13 protein-coding genes are annotated in these 15,708 nt (G+C 74.3%); 12 read left to right on the top strand and 1 reads right to left on the bottom strand.

Translation table 11 applies throughout. From position 1 onward, the window contains the following. Positions 1-74 precede the first annotated feature (74 nt). From MUN78_RS07675 to aroB, 10 genes are all read left to right on the top strand, one after another. Complete coding sequence (locus MUN78_RS07675) at positions 75-1,634, top strand: replication-associated recombination protein A (protein ID WP_244729795.1); 1,560 nt, start codon at positions 75-77, stop codon at positions 1,632-1,634. 327 nt (positions 1,635-1,961) lie between these two features. Continuing rightward, positions 1,962-2,591, top strand: coding sequence for a 30S ribosomal protein S4 (gene rpsD, locus MUN78_RS07670; protein ID WP_244693863.1), 630 nt, complete (start codon positions 1,962-1,964; stop codon positions 2,589-2,591). Positions 2,592-2,787: 196 nt separating this feature from the next. Then, positions 2,788-3,009 carry a hypothetical protein gene (locus MUN78_RS07665; RefSeq protein ID WP_244693862.1) on the top strand — a complete coding sequence of 74 codons (222 nt, stop codon included), beginning with the start codon at positions 2,788-2,790 and terminating at the stop codon, positions 3,007-3,009. A gap of 71 nt (positions 3,010-3,080) precedes the next feature. Beyond that, complete coding sequence (gene alaS, locus MUN78_RS07660; RefSeq protein WP_244729792.1) at positions 3,081-5,750, top strand: alanine--tRNA ligase; 2,670 nt, start codon at positions 3,081-3,083, stop codon at positions 5,748-5,750. Beyond that, entirely contained in the window at positions 5,750-6,277 is a 528-nt protein-coding gene (gene ruvX / locus MUN78_RS07655; protein ID WP_244729791.1) for a Holliday junction resolvase RuvX, read from the top strand. The genes alaS and ruvX overlap by 1 nt, the downstream gene beginning before the upstream one ends. Then, positions 6,274-7,383, top strand: a complete 1,110-nt coding sequence (mltG, locus tag MUN78_RS07650) for an endolytic transglycosylase MltG (protein ID WP_244693859.1) — start codon at positions 6,274-6,276, stop codon at positions 7,381-7,383. Before ruvX ends, mltG begins: the two co-directional genes overlap by 4 nt. 7 nt (positions 7,384-7,390) lie before the next feature. Continuing rightward, complete coding sequence (locus tag MUN78_RS07645; protein WP_244729789.1) at positions 7,391-8,233, top strand: shikimate dehydrogenase family protein; 843 nt, start codon at positions 7,391-7,393, stop codon at positions 8,231-8,233. 36 nt (positions 8,234-8,269) lie between these two features. After that, entirely contained in the window at positions 8,270-9,466 is a 1,197-nt protein-coding gene (aroC, locus tag MUN78_RS07640; RefSeq protein ID WP_244729787.1) for a chorismate synthase, read from the top strand. A 13-nt stretch (positions 9,467-9,479) separates the two neighbouring features. Next, positions 9,480-10,313 carry a shikimate kinase gene (locus MUN78_RS07635; RefSeq protein ID WP_244729785.1) on the top strand — a complete coding sequence of 278 codons (834 nt, stop codon included), beginning with the start codon at positions 9,480-9,482 and terminating at the stop codon, positions 10,311-10,313. Continuing rightward, on the top strand, positions 10,310-11,386 hold the full coding sequence (aroB, locus tag MUN78_RS07630; RefSeq protein WP_244693855.1) for a 3-dehydroquinate synthase: 1,077 nt from the start codon (positions 10,310-10,312) through the stop codon (positions 11,384-11,386). Before MUN78_RS07635 ends, aroB begins: the two co-directional genes overlap by 4 nt. Positions 11,387-11,415: 29 nt before the next feature. On the opposite strand, the gene MUN78_RS07625 is transcribed toward aroB, so the two are convergent. Continuing rightward, positions 11,416-12,852, bottom strand: a complete 1,437-nt coding sequence (locus tag MUN78_RS07625) for an AAA family ATPase (protein ID WP_244693854.1) — start codon at positions 12,850-12,852, stop codon at positions 11,416-11,418. A 57-nt stretch (positions 12,853-12,909) separates the two neighbouring features. Here MUN78_RS07625 and MUN78_RS07620 point away from each other — a divergent pair, with 57 nt between their 5' ends. Further along, complete coding sequence (locus tag MUN78_RS07620) at positions 12,910-14,829, top strand: vWA domain-containing protein (protein WP_244729783.1); 1,920 nt, start codon at positions 12,910-12,912, stop codon at positions 14,827-14,829. A 5-nt stretch (positions 14,830-14,834) separates the two neighbouring features. Further along, complete coding sequence (locus tag MUN78_RS07615; RefSeq protein ID WP_244693853.1) at positions 14,835-15,704, top strand: hypothetical protein; 870 nt, start codon at positions 14,835-14,837, stop codon at positions 15,702-15,704. Positions 15,705-15,708: the final 4 nt, after the last annotated feature.

Raw genomic sequence — 15,708 nt, 5'->3', positions numbered from 1 at the left:
TCGCCGACCCTACGGGATAGACCCCTCCACTATGCCACAGCCGCCCTGTCGGAGGGCCTCGATACGATGGCTGCATGGAACTCGGATCGGCTCGGAAGCCGACTGCCCCGCTCGCCGTGCGCATGCGTCCGCAGTCGCTCGACGAGGTCGTCGGGCAGCAGCATCTGCTCCGCCCGGGCTCGCCCCTGCGCACCCTCGCCGCGGACACGGAGGGCGGAGGCGGAGCCGTCTCGGTGATCCTGTGGGGGCCTCCCGGCACGGGCAAGACGACGCTCGCGCAGGCGATCGCGCACTCGAGCGGCCGCCGCTTCGTCGAGCTCTCGGCGATCACCGCCGGTATCAAGGACGTGCGGACCGTGATGGAGCGCGCCCTCGACGACCGCGACCTCTACGGCATCGCGACGGTGCTCTTCCTCGACGAGATCCACCGATTCACCAAGGCGCAGCAGGACGCCCTGCTCCCCGGAGTGGAGAACGGCTGGGTGACGCTCGTCGCGGCGACGACGGAGAACCCGTCGTTCTCGGTGATCAGCCCGCTGCTCTCCCGATCGCTGCTGCTCACGCTCGAGCCGTTGCAGGACGCGGATCTGCGCACGCTCCTCGAGCGGGCCGCCGTCGACCCGCGCGGACTCGGCGGCGAGGTCGACGTCGACGCCGAAGCGTTCGAGGCGCTCGTGCAGCTCGCCTCGGGAGACGCCCGGCGCGCCCTCACGGCGCTCGAGGCCGCGGCGGCCTCGGCGCGCGCGCTCGGCGGCGCATCGGTCGCCCCGGACGGCGGGGAGGACGCGGCACCGGTCGCACGCGCCGACGGGACGGGCGGCGCGCCCGACGACGCCCGGGCCGAGGCGACGCAGACCGAGATAACGCAGGCCGAGGCGACGCAGGCCGAGGCCGGTGCCTCGGACGCGGAGGCCGAGGCGCCGACGCCCGGGACCGACGCCGGGAACGATCCCGAGGAAGACGGCGCTCGGGAGACGCGTACCGCGGCGCCGGGCCGGCCGCGCGTCACCGCCGAGATCGTCGCGGCATCGGTGGACCGCGCCCTGCTGCGCTACGACCGCAACGGCGACCAGCACTACGACGTCGTGAGCGCGTTCATCAAATCGATGCGGGGTTCCGACCCCGACGCGGCCGTGCACTACCTCGCCCGGATGATCGAGGCGGGGGAGGACCCGCGCTTCATCGCGAGACGGCTCATGGTCCACGCGGCGGAGGACGTCGGCCTGGCCGATCCGCAGGCCCTCCCGATCGCGGTCGCCGCCGCGGAGGCGACGCAGCTCATCGGCCTTCCCGAGGCGCGGATCCCGCTCGCCGAGGCGACCATCTACATCGCGACCGCACCGAAGTCGAACGCCGTCATCTCCGCCATCGACGCGGCCATCGCGGATGTGAAGGCGGGACGGTTCGGCGTCGTGCCGCTGCACCTGCGCGACGCCCACTATCCCGGCGCGAAGCGGATGGGGCACGGCAAGGGATACCGCTACCCGCACAGCGACCCGCGCGGGGTATCGCCCCAGCAGTATCTGCCGGACGAACTGCGCGACCGCGTCTACTACGCACCCACGGCGCACGGCAACGAGCGCGAGGTCGGCGAGCGGCTCGAGAAGATCCGGCGGATCACCCGGGGCGAGTGACCCGCCCGGAGGAGGGACGAGACCGCCCTGGCCGCCGAGACTCGGCGACGCCGGGCGAGCCGCGCGGTACGGGCGGATACCCGGGCGATCTGCTAGACTGATCGCTGGCCAACATCGCCCCCGTTGCCGGCTGCACGCGGGGCGCGCATGGCAGTCGCCCTGTAGCCGGGTTCCTGCACTGGTCGTTCCCTCACCGATGACGGTACGCTGCGTCGCGGGCATGGCGGCGAGAGCCGCTGATGCGGGCGCAGCACAGCCGAGAGAACGCGTGCGGGCCGACGGAAGCGTCGAGCCGCACGAGCATATACAGAACCCGAAAGGACCCACGTGTCGACTACGTCGCGTACCCGTTCCCAGACCCGCCTCTCCCGTTCGCTCGGGATCGCGCTGACCCCGAAGGCCGCGCGCTACCTCGAGAAGCGCCCCTACGGCCCCGGCCAGCACGGTCGCACCAAGCGCAAGAGCGATAGCGACTACGCCGTCCGCCTGCGCGAGAAGCAGCGGCTCCGGGCCCAGTACGGCATCCGCGAGAAGCAGCTCACCATCGCGTTCAAGGAAGCCCGTCGTCAGGACGGCCTGACCGGTGAGAACCTCGTCGAGCTGCTCGAGATGCGCCTGGACGCGCTCGTGCTGCGCGCCGGCTTCGCCCGCACCACGGCGCAGGCCCGCCAGCTCGTCGTGCACCGCCACATCCTCGTCGACGGCAAGATCGTCGATCGCCCCTCCTTCCGCGTGAAGCCGGGTCAGCTCATCCACGTCAAGGAGCGCTCGGAGGGCCTCGAGCCGTTCCAGGTCGCCGCGGCCGGCGGGCACGCCGACGTCCTGGCGAACGTTCCCGGTTACCTCGAGGTCGAGCTCGACAAGCTGCAGGCGCGCCTCGTGCGCCGCCCGAAGCGCGCCGAGGTCCCCGTGACCTGCGAAGTGCAGCTCGTCGTCGAGTACTACTCGGGTCGCTGAGCCGCGCGGCACGCGACACGCCCGAACGGGGCGCCGGAGTCAGCTCCGGCGCCCCGTTCGTCGTCTCCGCCTCGCGATCCGCTGAGGGGGTCGGATCCGCATCGCCTCGGCCAGGCGACTGCGAGCCGCTAAGCTGGACATCATCGTTCGACCGCGGCGGGGATCCGTGCGCGCTGCCTGCAGGAGGGAAAAGGACATGCGCAGACTCGGCTGGCTGCTGACCGGAGCCGCACTCGGGTTCGTCGCGGCGCACTTCGTGAACCGCACACCGGAGGGGCGCCGCTTCTTCACCCGCGTGAACCGCGGCATGGAGGAGTTCGGCCGCGCCTTCGCGAGCGGCTACGAGGCCGAGAGCGACGCCGACGGCTTCGACGAGGACCTCGAGGCCGCGCTGCGCGATCTGCCCGACGCGCGCTGACCCTCCCGCTCACCGACCGATACCCGCCGCCCGGGTCGCGCGGCGACCCGACGATCGAAGGACCCCACCGGATGCAGACCGCCGAAATCCACCGACGCTGGCTCGACTTCTTCGAGAAGCGCGGGCACACCGTCGTCCCCTCGGCCTCGCTCGTGAGCGACGACCCGAGCCTCATGTTCACCGTCGCGGGCATGGTGCCGTTCGTCCCCTACCTCTCCGGTCTCGTGCCCGCGCCGTACCCGCGCGCGACGAGCGTGCAGAAGTGCATCCGCACCAATGACATCGAGGAGGTCGGCCGCACGCCTCGGCACGGCACCTTCTTCCAGATGTGCGGCAACTTCTCCTTCGGCGACTACTTCAAAGAGGATGCAATCCGCTTCGCCTGGGAGCTCCTCACGACGAGCGAGGCCGACGGGGGTCTCGGGTTCGATCCCGCCGACCTCTGGGTCACCGTCTACGAAGAGGACGAGGAGGCGATCGCGCTCTGGAAGCAGCACTCGACGCTGCCCGACGAGCGGATCCAGCGGCTCGGCAAGGACACGAACTACTGGTCGACCGGCCAGCCGGGCCCGGCGGGCCCCTGCTCGGAGATCTTCTACGATCTCGGGCCCGAGTACGGGGTCGACGGCGGCCCCGCGACCGATGACGACCGCTACGTCGAGATCTGGAATCTCGTCTTCATGCAGTACCAGGTCGCGGATGTCCGCTCGAAGACCGAGTTCACGATCCTCGGCGAACTGCCGAACAAGAACATCGACACGGGCATGGGGCTCGAGCGCGTCGCCTTCATCAAGCAGGGCGTGCAGAACATGTACGAGATCGATCAGGTGCGCCCCGTGCTCGACCGGGCGGCGGAGCTCTCGGGCAAGCGCTACGGCGCGGATCACACCGACGACGTGCGGCTGCGCGTCATCGCGGACCACGTCCGGTCGGGCCTCATGCTCATCGCGGACGGCGTCACGCCGTCCAACGAGGGCCGCGGCTACATCCTCCGCCGGCTGCTGCGCCGCGTGATCCTGTCGATGCGCCTGCTCGGCGTCGAAGGGGCGAGCTTCGCCGAGCTCTTCCCCGTCTCGCGCGACGCGATGCGCGACGCATACCCGGCCGTCGCCGAGGGCTTCGACTTCATCTCCCGGGTCGCGTACGCCGAGGAGAAGACGTTCCTGCGCACGCTCGCCTCGGGGATCCAGATCCTCGACACGGCCGTCGAACGGGCGCGCGACGGCGCCGCTGCGGTGCCGGGCGACACGGCCTTCCTGCTCCACGACACCCACGGCTTCCCGATCGAGCTCACGCTCGAGATCGCCGAGGAGGCCGGTGTCGGGGTCGACGAAGGCGTGTTCTCCGCGCTCATGCAGGAGCAGCGGGATCGGGCGAAGGCCGACGCGAAGGCCAAGAAGGGCCAGCGCGCCGACCTCTCCGTCTACAAGGAGCTGCGCGGCCTCGGCGAGACCCGCTTCACCGGCTACGACGAGCTCAGCCACGAGAGCCGCGTGCTCGGGATCGTGGTCGACGGCGCCCCCGTCGCGGAGGCCGGAGAGGGGCAGATCGCCGAGCTCGTGCTCGCGGAGACGAGCCTCTGGGCGGAGTCGGGCGGCCAGGACGCGGATCAGGGCGTCATTCTGGGCGACGGCTTCGAGGCCGAGGTGCTCGACGTGCAGAAGCCCGTTCCGGGGCTCATCGTGCACACCGTCCGGGTGACCGTGGGCCGGGTCGGCATCGATGCCCGGGCGGAGACCCGGGTCGACGCCGACTACCGCCGGGGCGCGGCCCAGGCCCACTCGGGCACGCACATCGTCCATGCCGCTCTTCGCGAGGTGCTCGGCGCGGGCGCCCACCAGGCCGGGTCCTACAACAAGGCCGGCTACCTCCGTCTCGACTTCACGCACACCGACGCGCTCTCGGCCGCGACGAAGAGCGAGATCGAGGAGATCTCGAACCTCGCCATCCGCGCCGACCACGAGGTCGTCACCCGCGAGATGCCGCTCGACGAGGCGAAGTCCCTCGGCGCGATGGCGCTGTTCGGTGAGAAGTACGGCGATCGCGTGCGCGTGGTCGACATCGGCGGCCCCTGGTCGCGGGAGCTGTGCGCCGGCACCCATGTGTCGAGCTCGGCCGAGGTCGGCATGATCAGCCTCATCTCGGAGAGCTCCGTCGGATCGACCAACCGGCGCGTCGAGTCTCTCGTCGGCATGGAGGCGTTCCGCAACTTCGCCGCCGAGCGCGCCATCGTGCAGCAGCTCACGAGCGGGCTGAAGGTGCCGCGCGCCGAGCTCGTGACGCGCGTGCAGGATCTCGGGGCTCAGCTCAAGGCCGCGGAGAAGAAGGTCGCGGCGCTGGAGGCCGAGAAGCTCGGGCAGCGCGTGCCCGAGCTCCTCGCCGGTGCGGAGACGCTCGGCGGCTCCCGCGTGGTCCTCGGATCGCTCGGACGGGTCGGCTCCGCCGACGACATCCGCGGCCTCGCCCTCCAGCTGCGGGATCGGCTCGGCTCCGAGCCAGGCGTCGTCGTGCTCGCCGGTGCCGTGCCCGCGGGCGAGGGGACCGAGAAGCCCGTCGTGATCGCGGCGACGACCGCCCGGGCGCGCGAGACCGGCGTCAAGGCGGGCGATCTCGCGAAGCTCGGCGCCCGCGTGCTCGGCGGCGGGGGCGGCGGGAAGCCGGATCTCGCCCAGGGCGGCGGCGCGGACGTCGCGAAGATCGACGAGGCGCTCGCCGAGATCCGCAGGGACCTGGCGGGGTAGTGCGCACCGGAGTACGGCTCGGCATCGACGTCGGCAAGGCGCGGATCGGCATCGCGCGGAGCGACCCCCACGGCATGCTCGCGACGCCCGTGGAGACGGTGACGCGCGACGCGGCCGGCACGAGCGACCTCGCGCGGATCGTCGCGATCGCGCAGGAGCTCGACGCCTGCGAGGCGGTGGTCGGCCTGCCGCTCAACCTGCGCGGCGCCGCCACGCCGTCCACCGACGACGCCAGCGGATTCGCCGAGCGCCTCGCGGCCCGGCTCGCCCCCCTCGGCATCGCGGTGCGGCTCGTCGACGAGCGGCTCTCGACCGTGTCGGCGCAGGGGCAGCTCAGGCAGGCCGGGAAGAAGACGAAGCAGAGCCGGGCGATCATCGACCAGGCGGCCGCCGTGGTGATCCTGCAGCACGCGCTCGACATCGAGCGCGCGAGCGGCGCCGCGCCCGGCCGCGCCGCGGAGCCGGAGCCGCAGTCCGGGCGCGCAGACACGGAGACCGACGTCGTCCAGGGGGAGGACACGCAATGAACGCACGTGCACGGGAAGGCGCGAGTCGGACGGGGAGGCGCGTGCTCATCACGCTCCTCGTGCTGCTCCTGCTCCTCGGCGGGCTCGCGGGGGCGGGCGCCTATCTCTGGTCCCACTACGGCGACGGCATCTCGCAGGCGCTCGGGTGGACCAGCGACGACTACGAGGGGGAGGGGCACGGCGACGTGCTCATCACGATCACCTCGGGCGAGATCGGCAGCGACGTGGCCGATTCCCTTGCGGAGGCCGGCGTCGTGAAGACGCCGGAGGCCTTCTACGAGCTGCTGCTCGCTCAGGATGACGAGGTCGAGTTCCAGGTCGGCACGTACCAGATGCGCCTCGAGATGAGCGCGCAGGCCGCGCTGGACGCGCTGCGCGACCCCGAGAACCGCATGGACTACACGGTGACGATTCCCGAGGGGATGTCCGCGAAGGACGCGCTCGCGCGCACCGCCGAGGTGATGGAGATCCCGCTCGCCGACTTCGAGGCTGCCGTCGCCGATCCCGCGGCGTTCGGTGTCCCCGCGGAGTTCCCCTCGATCGAGGGGTTCCTCTTCCCGGCCACCTACACCTTCGAGCCGGGCGACACCGCGCAGACGATCGTCCAGCAGATGGTGGACCGCATGCGGCAGGCGCTCCAGGAGCACGGCGTGCCGGCCGGCGACGAGTGGCGCGTCCTCACGCTCGCCTCCGTGGTGCAGCGGGAGGCCGGGGCCGACCTCGACGACTTCCCGAAGATCGCGCGCGTCTTCCTCAACCGCATCGATCAGGGGATGCTCCTGCAGTCCGACGCCACGGTCGCCTACGGCACGGGCAACACCGACACCGTCTGGACGACGGAGGAGGAGCGCGCGGACGCGTCGAATCTGTACAACACCTACGCGAACCCCGGCCTCCCCGTCGGCCCGATCGGGCTGCCCGGGGACGTCGCGATCGACGCGGCGATCCATCCGGCGGACGGCCCCTGGCTGTACTTCGTGCCGATCGATCTCGAAACGGGCGAGACGGTGTTCTCCGAGACCATCGAGGAGCACGACGCGGCCGTGGAGCAGCTCGCGCAGTGGTGCACGACGCACCGCGAGGCGGGGGGCACCCGATGCGATTGAGCGGCGCGTGACCGCCGCGATGCGCCTCGGCGTGCTCGGCTCGCCCATCGCGCACTCGCGCTCGCCCCGCATCCACGCGGCCGCCTATGCGGCGCTCGGCCTCGACTGGCGCTACGACGCGATCCGCTGCGGCGCGGCCGGCCTCGGCGCGTTCCTCCGCGGACGCGACGCGCACTGGCGCGGATTCTCGCTCACGATGCCGCTCAAGGAGGAGGCGCACCGGCTCGCCGATGCGCTCGATCCCGTGGCGACGGAGAGCGGCGTCGTCAACACCCTGCATCGGCTCCCCGACGGCGGATGGTTCGGCAGCAACACCGACGTCGCCGGACTCGCTCGCGCGCTCGGCCAGGCCGGGCTCGATGCGACCCGAACCGTCGTGCTCGGCGCCGGCGCCACGGCCGTGTCCGCGATCCTCGCGGCGCGCGCACTCGGAGCCGAGCGCGTCGCGGTGCTCGCGCGCCGCCCGCGCGCGGTCGAGGAGCTCCTCGACCGCTTCCGCGGCACGAGCGCGCCCGAGATGACGGGAGCCACGCTCGGCGATGCGTCCGCCGCGCGGGCGGCCGCATCCTCCGCGACGCTCGTCGTGTCCACGCTGCCCGGGCCCGCGGGGCGCGAGATCCCGCTGCCCGATGGGCTCGCGGCCGCGCCCCTCTTCGACGTCGCCTACGACCCCTGGCCCTCGCCGCTCGCCGGCCGCTGGCGCGCCGCGGGCGGGATCTCCCACGCCGGGCTGGAGATGCTCGTCGAGCAGGCGCTCATCCAGGTGCGCCTCTTCCTCCACGGCGACGCGGAGGCCCCGCTCGCCGACGAGGCGGGCGTCCTCGCGGCGATGCGTCGCGCGGCGCGCTGAGCGCCCGCGACCCGCGGGTGTGGGAATATAGAAGGTATGCTGCGTTGGCTTACCGCCGGGGAATCCCACGGCCCCGAACTCATTGCCGTCCTGGAGGGCCTGCCCGCCGGCGTGCCCGTGTCGCTCGACGGGATCCGTGAGGATCTAGCGCGCCGCAAGCTCGGCTACGGCCGGGGTTCGCGCATGAAGTTCGAGCAGGACGAGCTCCACCTCTCCGGCGGCGTCGTGCAGGGCGTGTCCATCGGCGGGCCCGTCGCCATCCGCATCGGCAACACCGAGTGGCCGAAGTGGACCGAGGTCATGAGCGCTGAGCGCACCGAGCTCTCCGAGAAGTCGCGCGGTCGCGGCGCACCGCTCACGCGGCCGCGCCCCGGCCATGCGGACCTCACCGGCATGCAGAAGTACGGCTTCGCGGAATCGCGGCCGGTCCTCGAGCGCGCGAGCGCGCGGGAGACCGCGGCGAGGGTCGCGCTCGGCGCGGTCGCCCGCGCGTTCCTCTCGGAGCTCGGGATCGCCCTGGTGAGCCACACGGTCTCCCTCGGCACCGTCGAGGCCCCCGCCGGCGGGCCGCTGCCGCGCCCGGACGACGTGGCGGCGCTCGATGCCGATCCGCTGCGCTGCTTCGACGGCGGGACGAGCGCGCGCATGGTCGCCGAGGTCGACGACACGAAGAAGTCGGGCGACACGATCGGCGGCATCGTCGAGGTGCTCGTGTACGGTCTGCCGCCCGGGCTGGGCTCCTACGTGCACTGGGACCGCCGGCTCGACTCCCGTCTCGCGGGGGCGCTCATGGGGATTCAGGCGATCAAGGCGGTCGAGGTCGGCGACGGCTTCGAGACCACCCGTCGCCGCGGCTCGGAGGCGCACGACGCCCTCCGCATCGAGGACGGCACGATCGTGCGCGACACCGGCCGCGCCGGGGGCATCGAGGGCGGCATGACCACGGGGCAGGTGCTGCGCGTGCGCGCCGGGATGAAGCCGATCGCGACGGTGCCGCACGCCCTGCCGACGGTCGACGTGGCCACCGGCGAGGAGACGAAGGCGCACCACCAGCGCAGCGACGTCTCGGCGGTGCCCGCCGCCGGTGTCGTGGCCGAGGCCATGACCGCGCTCGTGATCGCCGACGCGGTGACGGAGAAGTTCGGCGGGGACAGCGTCGCGGAGACGCGGCGCAACCTGGAGGCCTATCTCGCCGCGATCCCGGAGCGCCTGTCGACCGCGCGCGAAGTCTGAGCGGGTCCGCACGATGAGCGAGCAGCGGCGCGCCGGGCGCGATCCGGGGCCGCCGGCGCCGCGGCCGAAGCCGCAGCCGCCGACGGCGCCGCTGCGCGTGGTGCCCTCGGCCGGACGCGTCGACGGCGGCGAGCCGGGAGGCGGCGCGCGCGGGGGAGGCGGCCGCACCGCGAGCCGGGAGGGCGCCGATGCAGGGCGTCGGACGGCTCCGAGCGGCGCCGCGCCCGCCGGGCAGCGCGCGCGGGGCCGTCGCCGCCGCCGGCGTCGGGGCACCGGGAGGCTGCCGGATCGCGCCGTCGTGTTCGTCGGCCCGATGGCGGCGGGCAAGACGAGCCTCGGCAAGCGCGTCGCGCGCGAGCTGGGCGTGCCGTTCGTGGACACCGACGCCGTCTTCGTGCGCCGGCACGGCCCGATCGCCGCGTTCTTCGAGACCCACGGCGAGCCGGAGTTCCGCCGGATCGAGGCGGAGGTGATCGCCGAGGAGCTCGCCCTGCCCGGCGGGAGGATCGTCGCGCTCGGCGGCGGGGCCGTGATCACCGCGGAGACGCGGCGCCGCCTCGCGGCGCACCCGGTCGTGCTGCTGCTCACCACGCAGGAGGCGGTGCTGCGCACCGCGAACCTCGCGAAGCGCCCCCTGCTGCGGGACGACCCGGAGGCCTGGGGGCGCATCCTCGAGGAGCGCCGGCCGTTCTACGAGGAGGTCGCCGACGTCACCTACCGGACGGACCGCGCGACGAAGGAGCAGCTGGCCAGGCGGGTCGCGCGCTGGGCGCGCGGATTCTCGCAGAAGTCCGGCGTCGCCGAGCACGGGGGCGCCGCGAAGCAGAAGGAGCAGGAGCAGGAATGAGCGACACTGTCATCAGCGTCACCGGGGAGTCGTCCTACGACGTCGTCGTGGGGCACGGCACGATCTCCCGCGTCAGCGAGGTGCTCGACGATCGGGTCGCGAAGGTGCTCATCGTGCACACCGCCTCGGTGGGCCGCCTGGCCGAGGAGCTCCGCGCCGCGCTCGCCGAGCGCTACGCGCAGGTGCTGCTCGCCGAGGTGCCGGATGCGGAGTCCGCGAAGCGCGTCGAGGTGGCCGCCTTCTGCTGGCAGATCATGGGCCAGGCCGACTTCACCCGCTCCGACGCGGTCGTCGGTCTCGGCGGCGGGGCGGTGACCGATCTCGCGGGCTTCGTCGCGGCGACCTGGCTGCGCGGCGTCCAGCTCGTGCAGATCCCGACGACGGTGCTCGGCATGGTCGACGCCTCCGTCGGCGGGAAGACCGGCATCAATACGGCGGAGGGCAAGAACCTCGTGGGCAGCTTCACCGCGCCCGCCGGTGTGCTCTGCGACCTGGACCTGCTCGCCACCCTGCCGCGGAACGAGATCCTCGCCGGTTTCGCGGAGGTCGCGAAGTGCGGTTTCATCGCGGAGCCCGAGATCCTCGACATCCTCGAGGCGGATGTGGCGCGGGCGACCGATCCCGCGACCCCCGAGTTCCAGCGCGTCGTGGAGCTCGCGATCGGGGTCAAGGCCAGGGTGGTGTCGGAGGACTTCCGCGAGGGCGGCCTCCGCGAGATCCTCAACTACGGGCACACCCTCGGGCACGCCATCGAGCACGCCGAGCGCTACCAGTGGCGCCACGGCGTGGCCATCTCGATCGGCATGATGTACGCGGCGGAGCTCGGCCGCATGGCGGGCTCGCTCTCCGACGCCGCCGTGGAGCGGCATCGGCGCATCCTCGCGTCACTCACGCTGCCGCTGAGCTACCCGGCGGGGCGCTGGCCCGGTCTGCTCGCGGCGATGCAGCGGGACAAGAAGGCGCGCGCGGGCATGCTGCGCTTCATCGTGCTCGACGAGATCGGCAAGCCGCGGGTGCTCGCGGGCGCCGACGACGCGATGCTGCAGTTCGCCTATCAGGAGATCGCCAGCTGAGCGCCGCGCGGAGGAACCGGATCCCGCGCTCAGCCTGAGAGCCGGAAGCCCTGGCCCGCGATGATGAGCGCGAGCACGCGGCGGTCCTCCCGGTGCATGACGCCGTCGACGAAGCGGTGCAGCGCGTGGTCCAGCGTGATCGTCCCGGCGCTCCCCGCCACCTTCCGGGCGAGCGCCACGACCGTGCGCGGGGCGAGCACCGACTCCTCGAGCCCGGGGCGGCCGTCGATCTCGCGCTCCGTGCTCACGAAGTCCGCGAACCCCTCGCCGTGCGCCCCGGCGAACACCTGCTGGCTCACGAAGGCGGCACGGGCGAGTCGGACGATCTGCGGGTAGGGCAGCGTCTCGGGGAGCGCCCCGCGCGCGTCGGCGACCGCGGCGGCGATGATGAGGGCGTTCTCCGCGGGGAAGCGCTCGTAAGGAAGGCCCGCGTCGGGATAGTGCACGCGGTACGCGTTCGCACCGAAGCGGTTCACGAGCTCTGCGCTCAGCCGTTCGAGCCCGCGGTAGCGGTGGGGCGTCTGCTCGTTCGCGGTGGCGAGGATCGCGAAGCCCCGGGCGACCCGCACGGCGCGTCCGCCGTCCTCCTGCACGCCGTAGCGGTCCCCGGGGCGCAACTGCAGGATCCGGTTGAGGCGTTTGAGGAACTCCGCGGGCATGGCGTTGATCTCGTCGAGGATGATCGGGCGCCCCTCCGACATGGCACGCAGCAGCGGGCCCGGCACGAAGGCGCTGACCGTGGCCCCCGCCTCGGCGCGCAGCTCGTGCGCTCCGAGCAGCTGCGCGCCCGTGATGTCGCCGTAGCCGGAGACGAACTCGGGCTCGCGGCCCGCCCCGCGGCGCGACAGGTGCTCGGCGAGCGCGGTCTTCGCGCCGCCCGTCTCGCCGAGCAGCAGCACCGGCTCGCCCTGCAGGAGCGCCGGGACGGCCTCGGCGACGATCCGGCGCATCTGGGCGGTGAGGAGGAGCCCGTCGCGCAGCTGACCGCGCGCCTCCCGGAGCCGTGCGGCGCCGAGGATCGCGAGCAGCCGGTCCCGCCGCTCGGCGGAGTGGACCCCGTCGAGCGCGTCGGGCTCCGGGGCGCGGAGCTCGGCGACGCGATCGCGCTCCGCACCCGTGAGCGCCCGCCCGCCCGAAATGGCGCGGGCCAGCAGGCGATCCGCGGCGCGCTCGCGCTGGGCGGATCGGGCGCGGCGGCGCAGTGCGTCGACCGCGACGCGGAGCGCCCGGGCGCGCTCGTCGAGCTCCGCATCGACGAGGCGCCGGGCGTGCGGGTCCGCGAGCAGCGACGCCAGCCGGGCCGCGATCTCGCGGCGCTCGGCATCGTGGGCGATCGCCGAGGCCTCGGCCTCGGCGTCGCGGCCGCTCGCGGCCCGGTCGGAGGCGGCCGCCCGCCGCACCCGCGCCGCCGCGTCGCGGAGCGCGCTGGCCTCGACGAGCAGCGGGTCGGCATCGAATGGCAGCATGGCCTCACGCTAGCATCCGTGCGCGGGCCCGCGCGGCGGCCGCAGTAGGCTGACCGCATGGAGGCGAGCCGGGAGCAGGCGGGCGCGGCCGACGCGGCCGATGCGCTCGGCGGCGAGGCTGCGCTGCGCGCCGTCGGAGGCCTCCTCGGCGTACCCGTGCACGTGGTCGAGGACGCGGTCTGGCGGATCGACGATGACGGGCTCACGGTGGGTCTCGGGTGGTACACCGCGCGCGGGCACGCTCCCGCGGAGGCGACCGCGCTCGCGATGCTCGCGCTCTGGGAGAACGTCCGCGAGGAGCGCATCGCCCCGGAGCGCCGGCGCCGTGCGGCCTCACTCGTCTCGCGCGACCCCGCGGCCGGGCCGCTCGTGCGCGCGGTGCTGCGCCTGCAGGCGTCGGCCGCGCTGCTCGCGGCCTTCCCGGCGCTGCGGCGACCGCTCGCCGCAGCGACGGAGCGCGCGCTCCCCGCCGACGTCTCGGCCGAGCCGCGGCATCTGCAGTGGATCATCGCGCTGCTGCGCGCCGGGTCGGGCGCGCGGGCGCCGCAGCGGCCCGACGCCTCCGTGGCGGAGGAACTGCGCGCCCTCGGTGCGATCGCCCCGGGCGTCGACGTGCTCCGTCGCGTCCTCGCTCCGGATCCGGGGCGCGCCCCGCTCGCGCGGCTCGAACGCGCGCTCGCGGTGCTGCTGCCCCCGTACGCGCGCCTGCTCGCCGCCGACACCGCCGAGCACCGCGCGGTGCCCGGCGCGGGCGGGGGCCCGGCGGAGGGCGCGGATGCGGACCCGGATCCCGCACCGGACGGGAACGGCGGAGGGGCGTCGGCGGATGCGGAGACGGGCGCCGGGGCCGCCGAGGCCCCCGCACCCGCTTCGGAGTCCGCCGGCGACCCGGAGGCGGAGCCGGCGAGACCGGGCGAGGGCCGTGCGAGCGCGGAGGGCGCCGACCTCTTCGCCGCTGAGGCCGCGGGCAGCGTGCAGCGCTTCCTCGAGACCCCGCTCCCCGCGGCAGTGGCGGCATCCCTCGTCGCCCCGCCGGATGCGCGCACGGAGACCGACCCCGGCCGGCGCGAAACGCCCGCCTCGCCGGCCGCGGGCGCCGGCGACGGCGGCGCCCGCGGCGGCGCCGCCGGGGAGTACCGGCGGCGCGCCGCCGAGCTCGCCGAGGCGATCGAGCGCATGCGCCGCGTCTGGGAGCGCGTCATCTCGGAGCGCACGGGAGCGGTGCACGCGCTGGGACGGCGGCCCGCGGCCGAGGGCGAGCTGCTCGGGCTCGAGCACCTCGTCCCCGCGGTCGTCGAGGCACGCGCCGGCGCGCCGCGCCCGGCCGCGTATCTGCGCCGCGAGCACCGCAGGCGGCGGCGCGAGCGGCCGGGCAGCACCGACTACGCGCTCCTGGTGGATCGCTCGGCGTCGATGCGGGGGGCCGCGGCCCGGGCGGCGGCGGACGCGGCCCTCGTGATGCTGGAGGCGCTCGCGGGAGTCGCCCGGGACGTCGCGGCCGCGGAGGATCGGACGGGCCTCGATCTCGATCTCGATATCCGCACCGCCCTCATCGTCTTCGACGCGGCCCCCGTCATCGTGAAACCGCTCTCCGCCGGTCTCGACGACGCGGCGAGACGTCGCATGTTCGCGGAGATCGGCGATGCGCGGGGCTCGACCGACGACGGCGCCGCGCTCGCGACCGCCGCCGCCGTGCTCGGGGTCGGAGCGGGGGAGCGCGGCCCGGGGCCGGGAGCGGGCTCCGCGGGGCGCACGAGGCGCCGCGTGCTCCTCCTCCTCGGCGACGGGGGGACCTCCGATCCCGGCGCGGCCGCCCGCGAGGCCGCCGGGCTCCGAGCGGCGGGGGTCGAGCTGCACGCCATCGGCATCGGCTCGGACGATCTCGCGGTGCGCTACGCTCCCGACGGGGTGCGCCTCGACGACCCTCGCGGTATCGCCGCGGTGCTCGAGGCGCGGATCGCCGATGGGCTACCGTGACGGGTATGACGGAATTCCCCACGGCAGGCGATGACGCGGTGCGGCTCGGCCGAGAGCTCTTCCCGGACCTCGCGGCCGAGCTCGACGCCGCCCTGGCCGCCGCTCGCCGCGGCGGCGGTACGGCGGGCGGCACCGCCGAGGAATCCTTCGACGTCTGGCTCGATGCGCGCACGGCGGCGGAACGCGCGAGCGCGTACGGGCCGAGCGCGTTCGGCGCGGCCCTCGGCGACGACGCGCGCGCACGCCTCGCCACGGCCTTCGACGCCGCCCGTGCCGTGATCGGCGCGGCGCCCGGCATCGCGCTCGACCTCCCGGAGCCGGAGGCCTTCGCGGCGGCGGGCGCGGACTTCGCCGCGCTCGGCGCCGCGCTGGACGCCGACCCCACGCTCGAGCCGGTGCCCGCCCCCGCGGGCCTCGGCGCGGACGGCTGGCGGCGGCTGTTCGCGGGTGCGGCCGATGCGGGCGGCGGCGGGATCCGGCTGGTCGCGGCGAGCGAGCTCGAGCGCGAGTTCGCCCGGCTGGACCGCGCCCCCGGGGCTCCGGCGGCGCGGGTCGCCGTGCGCAGCGGCTCCCGGGACGTCGCGTGGTCGCTCCGGCTCGTGCCCGCCGGGCTCGCACCCGCGGTGCTCGGGCTCAGCCACGCGCACGGGCCGCATGCGACGCTGCCCGAGCTCCTGATGCTGCAGCTCATGCGCGTCGTGCGGGGCGAGCCGCCCATCGACGCGCGCAGCTTCACGTGGATCGCGGGAACGCTCGGCGGCGATCGTCTCGCGGCTCGGCACGTCTACGACGCGGCGGAGCGGACGGTGCGCCTCAGCACCCGGGAGCCCGCCAACCAGGGGCCGCACCTCGGCGCGCGGCCCCCGATCGCCTGAGCCT

The sequence above is a fragment of the Leucobacter allii genome (assembly GCF_022919155.1).
Classification (GTDB): domain Bacteria; phylum Actinomycetota; class Actinomycetes; order Actinomycetales; family Microbacteriaceae; genus Leucobacter; species Leucobacter allii.
The sequence above is the reverse complement of the archived record's forward strand: the minus strand, read 5'-3'. Positions and strand labels throughout refer to the sequence as shown.

What these genes read in the sequence shown, in the direction of transcription:
- MUN78_RS07620 (WP_244729783.1), top strand. Translation starts at nt 12,910, where the DNA reads ATGGAGGCGAGCCGGGAGCAGGCGGGCGCGGCCGACGCGGCCGATGCG.
- aroC (WP_244729787.1), top strand. Translation starts at nt 8,270, where the DNA reads ATGCTGCGTTGGCTTACCGCCGGGGAATCCCACGGCCCCGAACTCATT.
- MUN78_RS07615 (WP_244693853.1), top strand. Translation starts at nt 14,835, where the DNA reads ATGACGGAATTCCCCACGGCAGGCGATGACGCGGTGCGGCTCGGCCGA.
- MUN78_RS07675 (WP_244729795.1), top strand. Translation starts at nt 75, where the DNA reads ATGGAACTCGGATCGGCTCGGAAGCCGACTGCCCCGCTCGCCGTGCGC.
- aroB (WP_244693855.1), top strand. Translation starts at nt 10,310, where the DNA reads ATGAGCGACACTGTCATCAGCGTCACCGGGGAGTCGTCCTACGACGTC.
- alaS (WP_244729792.1), top strand. Translation starts at nt 3,081, where the DNA reads ATGCAGACCGCCGAAATCCACCGACGCTGGCTCGACTTCTTCGAGAAG.
- MUN78_RS07625 (WP_244693854.1), bottom strand. Translation starts at nt 12,852, where the DNA reads ATGCTGCCATTCGATGCCGACCCGCTGCTCGTCGAGGCCAGCGCGCTC.
- mltG (WP_244693859.1), top strand. Translation starts at nt 6,274, where the DNA reads ATGAACGCACGTGCACGGGAAGGCGCGAGTCGGACGGGGAGGCGCGTG.
- MUN78_RS07665 (WP_244693862.1), top strand. Translation starts at nt 2,788, where the DNA reads ATGCGCAGACTCGGCTGGCTGCTGACCGGAGCCGCACTCGGGTTCGTC.
- MUN78_RS07635 (WP_244729785.1), top strand. Translation starts at nt 9,480, where the DNA reads ATGAGCGAGCAGCGGCGCGCCGGGCGCGATCCGGGGCCGCCGGCGCCG.